Consider the following 15,559-nt stretch of genomic DNA (forward strand, 5'->3'; position numbering starts at 1 on the left):
GCTCTTCGCTAAAGGCGAAACTCCTAACCTCGATGCAATAAACGAAACCTCACGCGGACTGCCGCAATTCCGCTGCATGTCGTAAGCTCCAATTGAAGGAAGAAATTGAGTCGTATTGCCAAATGGCAAAACATCTGAGCAAGAGATTCCAGGCTCCGGTTGAGCCTGTCCTGCGGGAAACAGGAATGGCTCGTCGATCACAGACGCGCGATAACGATCACCTCAAGGGTCCTGCGCGCATCTGGCGCCTCGCGGAAAGCCTCTCCGCTGCCCGCATGAGACAGGTTGCAGTCACATTTTGTTTCGTGGTGTGGGGTGTGATCTTGCTGATCGGCCTGCTCTAGCAGCCAGAGCCTATAAAGGCGGAGAGTGGCCCGCCTCACTTTCTAAGTGGCTCGGCAGTTGCTCCCTTTCGGACTCATCGCGCGATGTGTGACTTGGGAGTCTCCGATTCTTTGGAGACCGAGCGCCACACTAGCAGCATGACAGCAACAAAGTACCCGATCTGTATCAAGATCCCACAAATTAACGTTTGGACAAACGTGACCCAGGGGGAGGCGGTGAGCAAATATATACTGATGGCGAATGCCAACAGTACTATGATAAGCCCTCGCAAAAAAAGCAAAAAGGAAATCGCCTTCCCACTCGCAGCCGCTGGCGTGACGCGCTCCTTGGCTATCCAGCCTCAGCGCATTAACCATCATAACATATCGGAACGGGTCAGAGCGATCAATATATTAGCAGGTGCGAATAAAGATGCCCCAACCTATGCCCGGACGCGCTTGCTTCCAGGCGCGACCAACTCCCGTTCGGCGGCCAAGAGAGGTTGCCACACGGACTGGCCCTGCCATGCGATCTGGATTTAGGCAGAGGCTGAGTCGCGTTGTGTGCGTCAAGTTGAGCAAAATGGGACGGCTTCGACGTTGGTGTGTCCGCCGCGCAGCTTCCGTGTTTAGCGAGCGGCGGACATGGCGGCGCCGCCTCAGGCAGGCCAATGCCGCGACGAACGCGACCGCCATCAGCAGGTTGCGCGCGACCGGCTGCTCGCTGGCCGGCGGTGTCGCTTCCGATCGGCGACACGATGGTGACGTCAGCCATAGCGTTTGCGGCTCCACGACTGCGCCAGATTGACGACCAGGAGCATCGCGAACGATAGCAAAACCATGATCGCCGCGATCGCGGTGGCCGCCGGATAGTTGTATTCTTCACAGCCGGATGATGATCAGGGTGGGGCGATTTCGGAACATCGGCTGCCTTGTTGCCGTTGTTCAGAGCGTAAATTCGCCTCAAAAGAATGGCATTGTGAGAAAGGTCTGCGTCGATATCATGCTCAAGCATTGCGGGGTGATCGCGAATGTTGAATAGATCGGTGCGCTGGATGCGGGCAGGCAGCTGCGCTGCGCTCGCATGCGTGTTTTTGTTGTTCGCAAACGCGAATCTGTCGAATGGCCTTGCCCTAGCAGAAGAGTACAGTGTCGGCGAGTACCGTCTGCAGACTGGCGACGTGATCGGCTTCGCTGTCATAGGCTATCCCGAGATGCAAAAGCGAGCTGTGATCGACCAAAGCGGTGTAATTATGTTGCCGGTCCTAGGCCCCCTAAAGGTTCTCGGGAAGACAATAGAGGATGTTCGCAAGGAGGTAATTGAGGTTTTAAAACCAAAATCCCTTCCGCAACGATCCGCCGACGGCACTGAGACTTGGACTGGTTTTTACCAAGATCAGATTATTGTTGATATTGAGGAATACCGACCCGTCTATATTGACGGGGACATTGCCTCTCCCGGGATTCAGCCCTTCAGACCAGGAATGACTGTCCGACAAGCTGTGGCGGCTGGCGGCGGCTACAAACTCGGTCGCGGTGAGCTTGAAAACCCTGAAATGACAGCAGCGGACCTTGGCGGCCGCCTCCACATTCTGCGCATCAAGTACCAGGAAAGCGAACTCAAAGCTGCTCGCATAGAGGCGCAGCTGAGCGGCGCCAGAGCGATTGAGGTTCCGGACGCAGAACGTGACTCGAGCCTCGAGCCTCGTCGCGACGAAGCTTTGCAGCAGGAGGGGAAGCATCTTGAAGCTGTCTATGCGGATCAGGAGAAGGAGCGCGCTTCGATTAAGTTGGCCACAACCAAGGCGGCGGAACGAATGGGCTACCTGAAGGAGCAGCAGAAGGCGGATCAAGCGGGCGCAGCCACAGATGCGGCGGAACTTGATCGCCTCAAGAAGCTCTTCGAAAAAGGTCTGATCCAGATCACGAGCGTCAACGATGCTCAACGCGCAGTGCTCTTGTCAGCGACCCGCGCTTTGCAAACCAACGCTGAGATCGCTCGACTTGAACGCGACCAAGGGGATTTGCAGCGCAGTCTTGATAAGTTTATCGACCAGGGTCGAATTGACCTGTTGGCTGAACTGCAGACTGAACGCGCGGCGATGACGCAAATGCGCGCTGAGATGGATTCATTGACCAAACAAATCGCCTACGTGATGCAGATGCGCAGCGACCTTGTAGGCGAAGGGGACCGAATTACGATCGGTGTAACCCGCTCCACTGACGGACAGGCAGCAACGACCGAGGCGACAGAAGATACTCTGCTTGCTCCGGGAGACACCATCACAATTACGCTGAAGGCCGCACCAGGAGCGGCGGTCGCGAACTAAGTAACTAAGTATTGCATAGAGGCGGCGCGCAGTTGCACGTGTCCTATGGAAATGTGGTCCGGGCCAAGATCGTTCTGGTGGCCGCTCAGGGTCCGGGCAGCGTGCGCCGCCAAAGCCTGGCATCAAGCATCTAGCTTGAACAGCTCCGGCTCGGTAGGTCCGAACAGGGGACGCGCTCACCTCTCCAGATAAATCTTTTCATAAAGAGGCCGAAACTCGGCGTTTCGCATCCGGTTCACTCGAACCTTGATCCAGCGAGGAACCAGCCCCCGGCAGAAGACGTCGACCGTGTGAGGCAGACGTGAAATGGCCGTGCGCGGCTCCAGGACAAAGAGCTTCTTCGACAGGTACCAGGCTGCGGAAAGCCGCCCTTGAACCAAAGCTCTCACGGCAAGCGCATTGATCGTGTCAAGCAGATGGGCATTGAGATCGCTCCCAAATTGCGGATATTTCTCGTGAAACTCGGCTAGGACAATTTCATACGAACGAAACATTTGCATGACATCGCTCGACATGTTGCCGATCGTCCTCCGATAACCCACAAGATGTTGGGGCACGATACGAAACTCGTAATTCTCCGCTATTCTGAGGCACATTAGAAGATCTTCGCAGCCTTGTGCGTTCCTCGCCCTCAGGGAAGGATCAAACTGTCCTGCCCGCTCGAATGCGGAGCGACGTACAAGCATCGAACTTCCGTTACCGACAAAGTTGTTTCTGCACATGCGTTGCAGCACGCGCCCCTCAGCATCGGGCTGTTTGAAGGAAAATATCCGACCGTCCTCGTCGATCTCCGCAAACCAGCAATATGCCAGACCAGCTGACGAGCCTCCTTCCTGCAGGACGCGCAGTTGCAGTGTGATTTTGGATGGAGCCCAAAGATCATCCGCGTCCACGAACGCTAAAAACTCCGCATCGGTGGCAGCGGCGCCGCTGTTGCGTGCGTGCGCAACACCCGCGTTCGGCTGCCTGAAAAGGCGTATACGCCGATCTTGCTCGGCATAGGCGGCCACGATTGACGCGGACCGGTCCGTCGACCCATCATCCACTACGATAATGTCCAGCGCCTGGTGGCTCTGCTGGCAGATGCTGGTCAGCGTCGGGAGAATGGTTCTCTCGGCATTGAACATGGGCACCACGATGCCTATCACAGTGGCATTGTGCTGGCTCATTTGCCTTCGTCTTCTCTCACGACGTGGTAAAATGGCACATCAGGGCCGGTAGTTCCATCAGATTTCACTACTTTAGCTGATGAGGATTCAACCACGACGGCCGAGCGGCAAGGCAGAGGCCCCCGGCGAGTTCCACTCAGCACTCCTGGAGGCGATAAGTAGCGGCCTCCGGACTTTAGCTGGATATTTAAGAACTCCGATTGCGTAGGTGCGTGAGGAACCTCCCGAACCGCTCGTCACGGCATTCCGCTGCCGAAGCCATGCAGCAGTCGCATCGGTGAAACAGGCGTCCACCACTACAACGACAACGCCCCGGTCGAGATCGCCGGCTGCCCACGCATGCACGCAATTCAGCCGTTCATGGTTCAAATCACCGCGAGCCAGGACATACCGTTATGGCTACATGGCACCGGATCTCGGGCCGCCGCCGATATCGACCAGACGCAACGCCAAAATTACCTCCGGTCGCCGTAGGCCACCCGCAACTGGAAACGATGACGGGCGTTGCTGTGACGAACAGGATATAAGCGTATCAGGCAGCAAGCCTGGTTGAAGAAAGCCTGACGGTCATGAAGCCAATGAACGAAGAGCACCTCGCAGTGCTGCGCAGGCACATGGTCGAGATGATTGCAATCCATACCGACCTTGCAAGCGAAGAGCTCGGCAAGGCGGCACTCGATGAACGGGTGATGGCATCGATGCAGCGGGTGCCGCGCCATCTGTTCGTGCCAAGCTCGGTCGCGCCTTATGCCTATCAGGACATGCCATTGCCGATCGGCTTCGACAAAACCGTCTCGCAGCCGTTCATCATCGCACTCATGACCGATCTCCTTGCCCTCCAACCGCACGAGGCGGTGCTCGAGATCGGCACCGGCCTGGGCTACCAGACCGCAATCCTCGCGGAACTCGCCGGGCAGGTTTGGAGCGTCGAAATCATCGAGGAATTCGCAAGCCATGCCGAGGCTCTGCTGCAGGACCTCGGTCTATCCAATGTCAGCATTCGTGTCGGGGACGGCTCTCGCGGCTGGCCCGAGCACGCTCCATTCGACAAGATCCTGGTCAGCGTCGCGGCGGGGCGGGCGCCGCCGGCTTTGCTCGAGCAGCTCAAGCCGGGGGGCCGCCTGGTTATGCCTGTAGGCCCTGAACAAGGGCAGTTGCTGACGGTCATCGACAAGGATTCGGCAGGACAACTGAAGACCCGCAAAATCATCCCGGTTCGGTTCAGCCGGCTCGAAACGGTCTAACGAGGGGTGCGGACAACAGGCACGCAGGGAGCGCTAGGCGCCTCATCCTTATGGGATTTCGCCGTCTCACGGCTGCTTCGCGTCGGCTCGTTTGAGCATCGCAAATGCGCGATTGATCCGTTGCAGCGCTGTCGCGTTGGCCACGAGTGCGTACAGCGCGAACCCGCCCGCCAGAATCCAGGGCGAAGCGGCGCCCATGGCGGTCGCCAATCCGTCGGCGACCAACAGCACGCAAATGAACACCAGGCGTTCCATCCGTTCGAAGAAATCCGGCCATGCCTGGTTTTCTATGGGGATTTCGATCGCAGTCCGCGCCTTGGCGTAGCTGGTGAGGAGTCCGCCGGCGAACGCGATCATGGCGATTGCCCACATATCGGCGACCCAGCCTATTGCCGCAAACACGGCGAATTCCTGATAACGGTCGGCCATGGCGTCGAAATAGCCACCCGCCTTGGTGCTCATATGTCTGCGGCGAGCAACCGCCCCGTCGAGCGCGTCGAAGGTGAACGCAAACGCCAGGCAAAGGCCAAAGGCAAGGCTTGACTGGTGGTACAGATAGGCGGCGCACGACAGGGCGACGAGCACCAGCCCGCCTGACGTAACCTGGTTCGGGGTCATGCCGATCCCGATCAGCGGAGAGGCGGCGTGCTCCCATAGCGGGTCGATACGGCGTTTCATGAGACCGGCGATCATGATGACTTGGCTCCTCCGATGATGTCGCCCCGCGACGTTTAACCGGCAAATTGAGGGTTCGTTCCAGCCGGTCGGCGCCGATCGAGGTGGTCAGCGCAATGTCCGTCTGTGTCCGCTGTCGCAAATCGACTGGCGATCTAAGCGTCGCGGCTGAATGGATTCATGCGAGGCGCTTCAAGTTCTTGTTTTTACGCACGTCGTTGTCGCAAAACCGCTGCGCACCCTCGGGTCAGGCCTGCTTTTGCGCGACATGCATTAGCGGCAGTAACCGGAAAGACTGATACAACGCATATTCGCAATTCACCGGGAAGCCGTCCGAAACGCCATGCGTAGATTTCTGCCCAGGTTTGCTTACCTGCTCGCGACCTCTGCCGGCGCGGGATTATCTCCGGTATGGCCAGGCACCGCCGGCGCAGGCGTCGGAGTGGCTGTTGCCGCGGTCCTGATACCTGCATCGCCTTGGCTGATCGTGCTAGCCTATATGGGCTTATTCGCCGTGGGAGTATGGGCGTCGTCGCATGTCGTCTCCCATACCAGGACGGAGGATCCGCAGATCGTCGTCATTGACGAGACCTTCGGCACCGCCGCAACGCTTTCCATGCTGCCGCTAGACCCGGTCTGGTGGGCAGCAGGTTTCCTTGCTTTCCGGTTTTTCGACGTCGCCAAGCCTTGGCCCATCGGCATCGTGCATGAGAAGGTAAGGGGTGGACTCGGCATCATGCTGGACGACGCGGCTGCGGCTGTCTTCGCCGGTGCGTCGCTGCTTTTGCTGAACGATTTGATTCACCGTTTGCCGTAAGGAGGACAACTCAGTCTTCACCTGCCACCCAGCGCGAAGAAAGACCTCCTTCACTAAAATCTGCCGGAGCAGCGCTAGACCGCAGCGTCGCGTGGCCGCGCCAGGTCGTTCGTTCCCTCCGGGTCCGGCGCTTGGCCATAGCTCATCTTCCTCATCTGCTCGATCACCCGCGCCATCTCCTCGTCGGAAAGGACCGGCGGCTCGCCAAGGCTAAGCGCCTGGACATACATGCGCGACAGGGTTTCGACCTCGTTCGCCAGCCACAACGCCGCTTCCATGGTCTTGCCAAGCGAAATCTGGCCGTGCTGGCCGAGCAGGCAGGCGAGGCGATCCTTGAGCGCAACCAAGGCATTGTCGGACAAGGCCTGCGTGCCAAAGGTTGCGTACTCCGCGCAGCGGATGGTCGTACCGCCCGCCACCCCTGTCATATAATGGAAGCTCGGGATCGTCTTGTGATGGCAGGCCAGCGTCGTGGCGTAGAGCGAGTGGCAATGCAGCACGACGTCGATCTCCTGCCGCTCTTTCAAAATGTCACGGTGGAAGCGCCACTCCGAGGAGGGCCGTCGGCCGACATAGGTGCCGTCAAAGCCCATCTCGACGATGTCTTCGGGCGTCATCGTCTCGTAGGGCAGCGACGAGGGCGTGATCAGGAAACCGTCGCTAGAGCGCACCGACAAATTGCCGGCATTGCCCTGGTTGATGCCGCTTGAGTTCATCCGGCGGCAAGCATCCACCATCTCGCGGCGCAGAGCGCTGTCATCAGTCATCGATCGTTCCTTTTGCTGGTCTTGGCCCGTTGCAGGTTGTTTCGCTTCGCCAGGTCGCGCCACCGCTGTGCATAGGCTGCGAGCGTCTCACGATCGCCGGCAAAGGCAGTCGGCAGGCTGAGCGCGATCGGAGCCGGCGTGTCACGCGTTTCGTGTTCGCCAAGCAGCGCCGCACCCGAGGCGGTGCCATAGGAGTCGAGGTTGTAGACCGTTTCGGCGTTTGGCCGCAGCGCCGCAACCAGTGTGGCGTAGAGCGGGTCTCGCAGGAAGGTGCCATCCAATGCAACCAGCCCGGTTTCGTTCAGCGCATCGATACATTCCACCGTCAACAGCGCAGCGTAGAGCACCGCGAGCGCCTTGCGCTCTGCAGGGGTTTCTGCAGGCGGCCCTTCAAACCGGCCGAGCCCAGCGCTGCCTGGAAACAGGCCGTCATCGTCGCCGAACGACGGCAATGCGAAAGTGCCGCGCTCAATCAGCAAGCTGACCAGCGCAGCGTCGGCTGCAGTTCCTTCTTGCCCCTGCCCTGCCACATGACTGAACTCTCGTCCGCCCATGGTCAAAACGCCGCCGACCGGGCGTCCTGTCACGTCGCTGTTCAGCACCATTCCGCGATTTTCATCGAGTTGGTCGAGAGGTGTCGCCGCGCACATTCCGACAATCCAGGTTCCGGTAGAGATCACGCAGGCGTCGCGCATGCCTGCCGCCTGGTAGCGGTAGAGGTTCAGGCTGCTGTCGTGGCCGCCTGTCAGGACAGACAGCTTTTCCGGTATGCCGCGCCGGCGCGCCAAATCGTGCCGGATTGGCCCCAGCCTCTCCCAGGCCGGATGGAATCGTGGCATGAGGCGCTGCCGTCCCTGCCCCGCCACAATGGGCGACCACTGCTTGCGCACATTGTTCCACAGATGGGATTGCGCCGAGAGGACCGTCGTTTCGGCCGATGGCACGCCTGACAGCCGCCAGGCCCAATATTGAGGCAAGCCCAGATACCAACGAGCCTGAGCGACGCGCTCCGGATCAACCTGCTGCATCCAGTACAGCTGACGCGCCTGGTGAGCGGCCTTTAGCATGATCGCGCTGCCGCGATCGAAGAAATCGCCCGAAAGCGGCGCGTAGCCTTCGCGAATTGCAGGCGGCAGATCCTGCTCGTAGTCAATCATCGGCAAGGCACAAGTCTCGTCGGGATCTGCGTTCACCAAGACCCCCGCGGAGCCATGTCCGGTGCCGACCAGCTTTTCCAGCGGATGGTGTCGGCACAAAGTGGCGAGCGAGCCGAACAGCCAGTCGCTAATGCCGTTGAGATCGTGCCGCCGCCAAGGTGGACCGGGCCGCACTTCGTTGCGGACAGAGAGGCTCTCCACGAGCACGCCGTCGAGCGTCATTGCGGAGAGCTTTATGTTGGTCTTGCCGACATCGAAGACGGCGATCCTTGCGCCGTCCGCCTTCTGCCCGTCACCCATCGTCTCAGATCAGACCGTATTGGCGAGCCTTGTTGCGCAGGAACGGCAAGCCATTGCCCATCACTTCGGCCTCGTCCTTCGCAACCGGCCGCCAGACCGAGAGGCCGTAGGAGACTTCCGGCGGCATGTTGATGAAGCTTTCCATGGCCAGTCCGCCCTTGAAGCCGATCGCCGCCAGCGTCGCGTAAATCTCGTCCCAGGGGCAGTTGCCGGTGCCTGGTGTGCCGCGATCACTCTCAGACAAGTGGATGTACTTCAGGTGGTCGCGGGCAGCCAGAATGCCGTTGGCGGCCCCCTTCTCCTCGATGTTCATGTGGTAGGTGTCGAGATGAACAAAAATGTTGTCGGCCCCGACTTTCTCGACCATCCAGACGGCCTGCTCGCCGGTGTTGATCAAATGGTTCTCGTAGCGGTTCACCGCCTCGATTCCGAGCTCGATGCCGCGCTTCTTGGCATGCTTGGCGGCGACGGTCAGCACGTGGGCGATATTGTCGTATTCCTTTTCGGTCGGTGGCAGACCGGTGCGTTCGCCGATACCGCCAAAAATCACGCCGGAAAGCGCCAGCGCGCCCATTTCCGCAGTCTTGTCGATCGCCACTTCGAGATGTTCGATGGCGGCATCCGGCCGCACCGAGGCCCAGGCGCGCTCCGGCAGGCCAAGCGAGCAAACGGCAGGAAGATTGTGCTTTTCGAGCAAGGCGCGTGTGTGCGCGGCATCGACCGCCGGCGCGTTCAGAAGCGCGATCTCGATAAAGTCCATCCCGTATTTGACGGAAGCCGCGATCGCCTTCTCCGCCCCGGCCCGGTCCCAGTTCATCGTCCACATCGAGGTGTGGACCCCAAAACCATGCATCTAACTCACCCTCTGTTTGTGTTCAGGAATTTGAGGCGCCCGGCAAGCCAGCGCAGGATCATCACCGTGATCATCAGGATGCCCCAGACTGCCGTCGCAAGGTGCTGGCTTGCGCCCATCAGATTGAGTCCCGAGGACAGAAGCTGGAGCACGACGAGCGCAACGAAGACCGGGATCACCCGACCGAAGCCGCCGAACGGATTGACCCCGCCAAGGAAGCAGGCAAGCACGGTGATCAGCAGGTAAGACTCGCCGTGGCCGACACGCACCGAATTGAAGCGCGCCAGCATGATGATGCCGGCGACCGCGCACATCGCGCCGGACAATGTGTAGACGAGAACCTGCACCTTGCGCGTATTGATACCGGAATAGCGTGTGGCCTCGATATTGGAGCCTATCATGTAGGTGTTGAAGCCTAGCTTCATGCGCGTCAGCAAGACGTGCCAGATCAGCACGCAAGCGATGAAGATGAGCAACGGCACCGGGATGCCAAAAATCGAACCGTAGCCGATCGGCGCCAGGAAACCGGGAATGCCGGACACGTCGCCGCCGCGCGTCAGGAATTCGCCGAGACCGCGCAGGAAGATCATCATCGACAGCGAGACCAGGATCGGGTGAGCCTTGGTGTAGGCGATGACGAGCCCCATGATCAGCCCGCTCAGTGCGCCGACCGCGATGGCAAGGGCCGAGCCAAGGAGGAAGGCGCCGATGCCCGCTTCGACGCCTCCCTGGCTTTGCAGTACCCAAGCCAGCGTCAGGCCGGCCATGTTGGCCGTGAAGGTGATGGCCAGGTTCAGGCCGCCGGTCAGGATCGGCAGCAGCATGGCGAGTGTGAGGAGGCCGAGTTCCGGCAGCTGGAAGGCAACGGATCCAAAGGTAGCGCGGGAAAGAAAGTTCGGCGCCGCAAAACCGAACACGATCATGACAGCTACGAACGCGGCAAACGGACCTGCAAGTTCGGGGCCGAGCGCGTTGCGGACGCGTTCAATCAAAACCGTCATGAAGGCACCCGTCGGCTTTTCAGGAACGGCAGCAGGCGTTCGATGCTGGTGTTCGACAGGGTGATGGCGGCAAGAATGATGGCGCCGACGATCATCTTGAACGCGAAAGGCGACACGCCCATCAAATTTAGGCCGTTCTGGGTAATCGAGACCAACAGAACGCCCAGAATGCAGCCGAGCACGCTGCCCTTGCCGCCGCCGAGCCGCGCACCGCCAAGGACTACGGCTGCCAGGACGTCGAGTTCGCGCCCATAAAGGGCATTCGGCACAACCTCCTGCGCGTAATGCGCTTGGACGAGACCGGCGATACCCGCCATCAGGCCAAGCCAGCCGAAGGCGATAAATTGCATGGCACCGATATTGATGCCGAAGCGGCGCGCGCCCTCCGGATTGTCGCCAAATGCGTAGAGTTGGCGGCCGGTGGTGGTGCGCGTGATCAACGCCCAGGTAGCGAACACGCATATGGCCATAATGAGCACAGGAAGGGTGATCTCCGCCCAGGTCCCGTCAGCCATCTCTCGCTCGAACAACACGACGCGGGTGGTGAGCCAGTCCGGCAGGTTGTAGATCGACACGCCGCCCGTGAAAAACATCAGCAAGCCGAAGAAAATGTTGAAAGTCGAAATCGTGGCGACGATCGAGATGATCCTGAACCCGTGGATCAGGAAGGCGTTGATGCAGCCCAACGCCACGCCCAATGCGCCAGCGATGATGAAGCCGACAATCCAATTCCCACCGCCGATCCAGCCGAGGACGGTCGCGGTCAGATATTGCACAACCGAGGCAGCAACCGCGAAGGAGATGTCAATGCCGCCGGCGATCAGCACGACCAGCAGGCCAACGGCGAAGATGATGTTGACCGAGCTGGTGTTCAGAAGGTCAAACGCGTTGCCGAGGGTGAAGAACCGGTCCGTCGCGAACGAAAGGAAAACGCAGATGACTGCGATAACGGCGAGCAAAGCCAGTTCCGTTGCGTGGGAGCGGACAAACCTACGCATAGACCGCCTCCTCCATCGCCTGGAGGGTCGTAGCGCCCGGCGTAAATTCGCCGACAATGCGCCCCTGAGCCATGTGCAGCACCCGGTCCGCGTTGAAATAGACTTCAGGCACCTCGTCCGAGATCAGGATAATGGCCAGGCCGCTGTCCGCCAGCTTGGAAACGATGTCGAAAATGCCGGCGCGCGCGCCGACATCGACGCCGACGGTCGGTGCGTCGAGGATAAGCAGCTTCGGGTCGGTCGCCAGCCATTTTGCAATGGCGACACGTTGCTGATTTCCCCCTGACAGGGTCGAGATCGCGTCGTCCTGCTTTCCGATCCTGACCCCGAGGTCCCTTATCCAGCGATTGACCAGAGATCGCTTGCGATCGCTCGAAATGAAACCGCCTGTAAGGATCTTGTCCAGCGAGGCGATGACCACGTTGTCGGCGATTGCCTGGGGCTGAATGAGACCGAGCGACAGCCGGTCTTCCGAAAGATAGGCGACGCCGGCGGCGATCGCGTCACGGTTGGAACCGAAGCGAACGGGTTTGCCATCCAGGGCGACAGAGCCCGATTTCGGCTTGCGCATGCCAAACAATGTCAGCGCCAATTCGGTGCGCCCTGCCCCGAGCAACCCGGTGATGCCGAGCGTCTCGCCGCGCCGGACTGTCAAGGACACGTCGTCGAATTCGCCGGGCCGCGACAGTCCCTTGACCTCAAGCATGACCGGGCTCCTGCTTAAATCCCGATGCAGGACGGAATAGTCGAAGGTCTTGCCCGTCATCAACTCGGTGATGCGCGACTGGGTCAGGCCTTTGGTTGGATAGACGCCAACCAGGGCGCCGTCGCGCAGCACGGTGACACGGGTGGAGATTTCAAGAACCTCCGCCAGGCGATGACTGACGAACACAACGGCGACGCCCGACGCCGACAGATTGCGCACAACGTCCAGCAGATAGTCGGTTTCGGATTGGGTGAGCGACGCCGTCGGCTCGTCCATGAAGACGAGCTTGGCCTCACCGACGAGGGCGCGGGCGATTGCTACGATCTGCCGCTGTGCGATGGGAAAGTGGTGGAGTGCCAGATCGACATCGAAGGTAACACCAAGACGTTGCAAGGCGTTGATCGCGACACGACGCATCTCGGCATAGTTCACCAGCCGCGGCCAGCGGCCGATGACGGTCTGGAACGCGATATTCTCGGCGACAGTCATCTCGGGAAACAGGGCGAGGTCCTGCCAGATGACCTGAATTCCGCTGGCCTGCGCCGTAACCGGCGACATATGGGAGTAGCTCTGGCCATCATAATCGATTTCGGCGCCCGCCTCGGGCTTGTACACGCCTGTAATGATCTTGATCAGCGTGCTCTTGCCGGAGCCGTTCTCGCCGGCAAGACAATGCACCTCGCCCGGCAACACCTCAAAGCTGACATTCTTCAGCGCCTTCACGCCGCCGAACGTCATGTTGACGTTGCGGAGCGACAGCAGCGGCCGTGGTGCGGCGCCATCGAGTGCCTGATCAGCCATCGAGTCGAAACCTGGATCCAATCGCGTTTGCAATCCTGCAGCCGGGCCGGTTCGAGGCCGGGCCCGACTGCCATTAGCCTTGGGAGGCTTTACAGGCCCATCGCCGCGAGATCGTCGACAGTATCCTTGTTGATGGGGACGAGTTGATCGACGATGATGTTACGGTTTTCGAAGTCGGGCTTAACTGTCCCAAGCCCTTCGATCGTATCGCCATCCTTGATCTCTTTGCCCTTCATGAGATGATCGGCCAGCGTGACGAAAACCTCGCCCGCCTGCTTCGGATTCCACATGAAGCCGCCGGAGATCGCGTCGCTTTTGATGAGCTTCCGGCCCTGGCCTGGCGAGAATGGTCCGAGCACGAAAATTTCGCCCACCTTCCGGCGCTCTTCGATTGCGCGGCCAGCGCCGATCGGGCCTTGGCTGCCGAAGGCGAGGAAGCCCTTCAGGCCGGGATTTGCGGAAATCAGATCAAGCGCAGTGCTCCGGCTCTTGTCTACATCCTCGGCGACGCCGTAACGTTCGCCGACGAGTTTCATGTCGGGATTATTCTTCTTCAGATACTCGATTGCCGCATCGGCCCAGGCATTGTGCAGCGGCACCGTCAACGAGCCGACGAACACTGCATACTCACCCTTGCCGCCCATCTTCTCCGCCAGGAGCTTGGCGTGAGCCTCGCCGAAGCCGGTGGCGGACGCGAGTTCGAAATCCCAATCGGCGCCCTTCTGGCCAGGCGATTCATGTGTGATGACGATGATGCCGGCGTCCTTGGCCTTCTGCAGGACCGGTTCAAGCACTTTCGCGTCATTCGGCACGACGCCGATGACCTTGACGCCCTGCGCGATCAGATCCTCGATGGCGCGAACTTGCAGTGCTGGATCAGCGCTGGTCGGGCCGACCATGAATGCGTCGATCCCGAGCTTCTCGCCGCGCTCCTTGATACCCGCCTCCATTGCGTTGAACCACGGAATGCCGCCGATCTTGACGACGACGCCGACCTTGCCGGCCTGCTGTGCCATCGCAGCGAATGATCCGCCAATCATAAGGGTCACGGCAAGCGCCGCGATCAAGAGCTTTTTCATCTGTACTCCTCCCATAACGTTCCTAGTGGGAACACACTCGAGCCGTCGAACGACGGCGGCCGTTAGAAACCTCCCCGAAAGAGACGGGGCACTTCCCCATCGATCATCCACCGGTTTTCGCTTGCACAATCGATGGTGCAGAAACTATTGTGCATCGAGAAGCTCTCGTCAAGCGGGATATTGCTCTAAATAGACGCGCCGGAGGCGCCAGATGGATCAGCGGGTCAAGAAGAAGGCGACGATCTATGACCTGTCCGTGCTGTCGGGCAGTTCGCCGTCGACCGTGAGTGCCGTCCTGAACGGCACTTGGCGCAAGCGCCGCATCAAGGAAAGTACGGCGCAAACAATTCTCGGTCTCGCCGAACTCCACCAATACACCACCAATCTGCAAGCGCGAGGCTTGCGACGCTCGCGATCGGGCCTGGTCGGCCTGATGCTGCCCGTCCACGACAATCGCTACTTCTCCTCCATGGCGCAGACGTTTGAGGGGCATGTGCGCAGCCGCGGCCAATGCCCGGTCGTGGTTAGCGCCAGCCGCGACCCCGAAGAGGAACGGCGGACCGCGGAGACGCTGATCTCCTATTCAATCGACCAGCTCTTCATCGTCGGCGCCACCGATCCCGATGGCGTGCACGAGGTCTGCGAACTGGCGGGGCTGAGGCATATCAACATCGACCTGCCGGGAGCGAAGGCGCATTCGGTGATCAGCGACAATTATCAGGGCGCGCGGATGCTGACGGAAGCAATCATCCGCCACTTCGGCAACGACGATCCTCTGCGGCCGGACGAGCTGTTTCTGTTTGGCGGCCGCAACGACCACGCCAGCCGCGAACGCATCGCCGCTTTCCATGCGACCAAGAAGGCGCTGCTGGGCGCCGACCCTGACGATGGTGTGCAGTCCTCCGGCTATTCGCCTGATATAACTTTGCGTGCCTTCGAGGCGTTTTACCAATGCCGTGGCAAGCTGCCGCGCGCGTTGTTCATCAATTCGTCGATCAATATGGAAGGTCTGCTGCGTTTCATGGCCGGCCGGCCGGCGGAAATGTTCAGCGAACTCGTCGTCGGTTGCTACGACTATGACCCCTTCGGCTCCTTCCTGCCCTTCCCCGTAATCATGGTGCGGCAGAATGTTGAGGCGATGATCACGAAGGCATTCGAGCTGATCGATGAACCGCCGACGGCACCGCAGACCTTCTTGATCGCGCCAGAGTTGATCCAGCCCAGGTCTGCATTGAAAGGGCCGCTGGACACGCTGAAGGATATAGCCTGAGGGTGACCCGGCGCTATAGGGCGAAACCGCCTTGAGATTTTCAGTGGTTCATCGTGCCGACTCTCACGA

The 15,559-nt window shown here is 60.0% G+C and carries 15 protein-coding genes and 1 pseudogene; 5 read left to right on the forward strand and 11 right to left on the reverse strand.

What is annotated here, in order from left to right; all coding sequences use genetic code 11:
- Positions 1–92: 92 nt before the first annotated feature.
- Positions 93–344: a hypothetical protein gene (locus AC0L3D_RS01020; RefSeq protein WP_473642738.1), complete on the forward strand. Its 252-nt coding sequence runs from the start codon at positions 93–95 to the stop codon at positions 342–344.
- A gap of 74 nt (positions 345–418) precedes the next feature.
- On the opposite strand, the gene AC0L3D_RS01025 is transcribed toward AC0L3D_RS01020, so the two are convergent.
- Positions 419–625: an exopolysaccharide production repressor protein gene (locus AC0L3D_RS01025; protein ID WP_353818970.1), complete on the reverse strand. Its 207-nt coding sequence runs from the start codon at positions 623–625 to the stop codon at positions 419–421.
- 465 nt (positions 626–1,090) lie between these two features.
- Positions 1,091–1,232: pseudogene (locus AC0L3D_RS01030) on the reverse strand (molybdate ABC transporter permease subunit); the annotation flags it as partial.
- 122 nt (positions 1,233–1,354) lie between these two features.
- On the opposite strand from AC0L3D_RS01030, the gene AC0L3D_RS01035 reads away from it, so the two are divergent.
- Entirely contained in the window at positions 1,355–2,653 is a 1,299-nt protein-coding gene (locus tag AC0L3D_RS01035; RefSeq protein WP_287279774.1) for a polysaccharide biosynthesis/export family protein, read from the forward strand.
- Between the two features lie 176 nt (positions 2,654–2,829).
- Here AC0L3D_RS01035 and AC0L3D_RS01040 read toward each other — a convergent pair whose 3' ends face one another.
- Complete coding sequence (locus AC0L3D_RS01040; protein ID WP_473627423.1) at positions 2,830–3,822, reverse strand: glycosyltransferase family 2 protein; 993 nt, start codon at positions 3,820–3,822, stop codon at positions 2,830–2,832.
- Between the two features lie 569 nt (positions 3,823–4,391).
- Between AC0L3D_RS01040 and AC0L3D_RS01045 the strand changes: the two genes are divergently transcribed.
- Entirely contained in the window at positions 4,392–5,066 is a 675-nt protein-coding gene (locus AC0L3D_RS01045; RefSeq protein ID WP_473627424.1) for a protein-L-isoaspartate(D-aspartate) O-methyltransferase, read from the forward strand.
- Positions 5,067–5,132: 66 nt separating this feature from the next.
- Here the strand turns inward: AC0L3D_RS01045 and AC0L3D_RS01050 are convergent, their stop codons facing one another.
- Entirely contained in the window at positions 5,133–5,759 is a 627-nt protein-coding gene (locus tag AC0L3D_RS01050) for a CDP-alcohol phosphatidyltransferase family protein (protein WP_353682297.1), read from the reverse strand.
- 325 nt (positions 5,760–6,084) lie between these two features.
- Here AC0L3D_RS01050 and AC0L3D_RS01055 point away from each other — a divergent pair, with 325 nt between their 5' ends.
- Positions 6,085–6,558, forward strand: a complete 474-nt coding sequence (locus AC0L3D_RS01055) for a phosphatidylglycerophosphatase A family protein (RefSeq protein ID WP_287175328.1) — start codon at positions 6,085–6,087, stop codon at positions 6,556–6,558.
- A 74-nt stretch (positions 6,559–6,632) separates the two neighbouring features.
- Here the strand turns inward: AC0L3D_RS01055 and AC0L3D_RS01060 are convergent, their stop codons facing one another.
- The 7 genes from AC0L3D_RS01060 to AC0L3D_RS01090 all read right to left on the reverse strand — a co-directional run bounded on the left by AC0L3D_RS01060 (position 6,633) and on the right by AC0L3D_RS01090 (position 14,220).
- Positions 6,633–7,325 carry a class II aldolase/adducin family protein gene (locus tag AC0L3D_RS01060; protein WP_287175330.1) on the reverse strand — a complete coding sequence of 231 codons (693 nt, stop codon included), beginning with the start codon at positions 7,323–7,325 and terminating at the stop codon, positions 6,633–6,635.
- Positions 7,322–8,782: an FGGY family carbohydrate kinase gene (locus AC0L3D_RS01065; protein ID WP_473642740.1), complete on the reverse strand. Its 1,461-nt coding sequence runs from the start codon at positions 8,780–8,782 to the stop codon at positions 7,322–7,324. Before AC0L3D_RS01065 ends, AC0L3D_RS01060 begins: the two co-directional genes overlap by 4 nt.
- A 4-nt stretch (positions 8,783–8,786) precedes the next feature.
- On the reverse strand, positions 8,787–9,635 hold the full coding sequence (locus AC0L3D_RS01070; protein ID WP_128172184.1) for a sugar phosphate isomerase/epimerase family protein: 849 nt from the start codon (positions 9,633–9,635) through the stop codon (positions 8,787–8,789).
- Positions 9,636–9,640: 5 nt separating this feature from the next.
- Positions 9,641–10,636, reverse strand: a complete 996-nt coding sequence (locus AC0L3D_RS01075; protein WP_473627427.1) for an ABC transporter permease — start codon at positions 10,634–10,636, stop codon at positions 9,641–9,643.
- Positions 10,633–11,634 carry an ABC transporter permease gene (locus tag AC0L3D_RS01080; RefSeq protein WP_023799539.1) on the reverse strand — a complete coding sequence of 334 codons (1,002 nt, stop codon included), beginning with the start codon at positions 11,632–11,634 and terminating at the stop codon, positions 10,633–10,635. The genes AC0L3D_RS01075 and AC0L3D_RS01080 overlap by 4 nt, the downstream gene beginning before the upstream one ends.
- Positions 11,627–13,141: a sugar ABC transporter ATP-binding protein gene (locus tag AC0L3D_RS01085; protein ID WP_473627429.1), complete on the reverse strand. Its 1,515-nt coding sequence runs from the start codon at positions 13,139–13,141 to the stop codon at positions 11,627–11,629. Before AC0L3D_RS01085 ends, AC0L3D_RS01080 begins: the two co-directional genes overlap by 8 nt.
- An 89-nt stretch (positions 13,142–13,230) precedes the next feature.
- Entirely contained in the window at positions 13,231–14,220 is a 990-nt protein-coding gene (locus AC0L3D_RS01090; RefSeq protein ID WP_023799541.1) for an autoinducer 2 ABC transporter substrate-binding protein, read from the reverse strand.
- 211 nt (positions 14,221–14,431) lie between these two features.
- Between AC0L3D_RS01090 and AC0L3D_RS01095 the strand changes: the two genes are divergently transcribed.
- Positions 14,432–15,490 (forward strand): LacI family DNA-binding transcriptional regulator, encoded by a 1,059-nt coding sequence (locus AC0L3D_RS01095; RefSeq protein ID WP_128167811.1) that lies wholly within the window; start codon positions 14,432–14,434, stop codon positions 15,488–15,490.
- The last annotated feature ends 69 nt before the right edge of the window (positions 15,491–15,559 follow it).

Source organism: Mesorhizobium sp. WSM4837 (assembly GCF_055811435.1).

Bases quoted from the DNA above. Each gene is read 5' to 3' on its own strand.
- AC0L3D_RS01035 (WP_287279774.1), top strand. From the start codon at position 1,355: ATGTTGAATAGATCGGTGCGCTGGATGCGGGCAGGCAGCTGCGCTGCG.
- AC0L3D_RS01040 (WP_473627423.1), bottom strand. From the start codon at position 3,822: ATGAGCCAGCACAATGCCACTGTGATAGGCATCGTGGTGCCCATGTTC.
- AC0L3D_RS01045 (WP_473627424.1), top strand. From the start codon at position 4,392: ATGAAGCCAATGAACGAAGAGCACCTCGCAGTGCTGCGCAGGCACATG.
- AC0L3D_RS01050 (WP_353682297.1), bottom strand. From the start codon at position 5,759: ATGATCGCCGGTCTCATGAAACGCCGTATCGACCCGCTATGGGAGCAC.
- AC0L3D_RS01055 (WP_287175328.1), top strand. From the start codon at position 6,085: ATGCGTAGATTTCTGCCCAGGTTTGCTTACCTGCTCGCGACCTCTGCC.
- AC0L3D_RS01060 (WP_287175330.1), bottom strand. From the start codon at position 7,325: ATGACTGATGACAGCGCTCTGCGCCGCGAGATGGTGGATGCTTGCCGC.
- AC0L3D_RS01065 (WP_473642740.1), bottom strand. From the start codon at position 8,782: ATGGGTGACGGGCAGAAGGCGGACGGCGCAAGGATCGCCGTCTTCGAT.
- AC0L3D_RS01070 (WP_128172184.1), bottom strand. From the start codon at position 9,635: ATGCATGGTTTTGGGGTCCACACCTCGATGTGGACGATGAACTGGGAC.
- AC0L3D_RS01075 (WP_473627427.1), bottom strand. From the start codon at position 10,636: ATGACGGTTTTGATTGAACGCGTCCGCAACGCGCTCGGCCCCGAACTT.
- AC0L3D_RS01080 (WP_023799539.1), bottom strand. From the start codon at position 11,634: ATGCGTAGGTTTGTCCGCTCCCACGCAACGGAACTGGCTTTGCTCGCC.
- AC0L3D_RS01085 (WP_473627429.1), bottom strand. From the start codon at position 13,141: ATGGCTGATCAGGCACTCGATGGCGCCGCACCACGGCCGCTGCTGTCG.
- AC0L3D_RS01090 (WP_023799541.1), bottom strand. From the start codon at position 14,220: ATGAAAAAGCTCTTGATCGCGGCGCTTGCCGTGACCCTTATGATTGGC.
- AC0L3D_RS01095 (WP_128167811.1), top strand. From the start codon at position 14,432: ATGGATCAGCGGGTCAAGAAGAAGGCGACGATCTATGACCTGTCCGTG.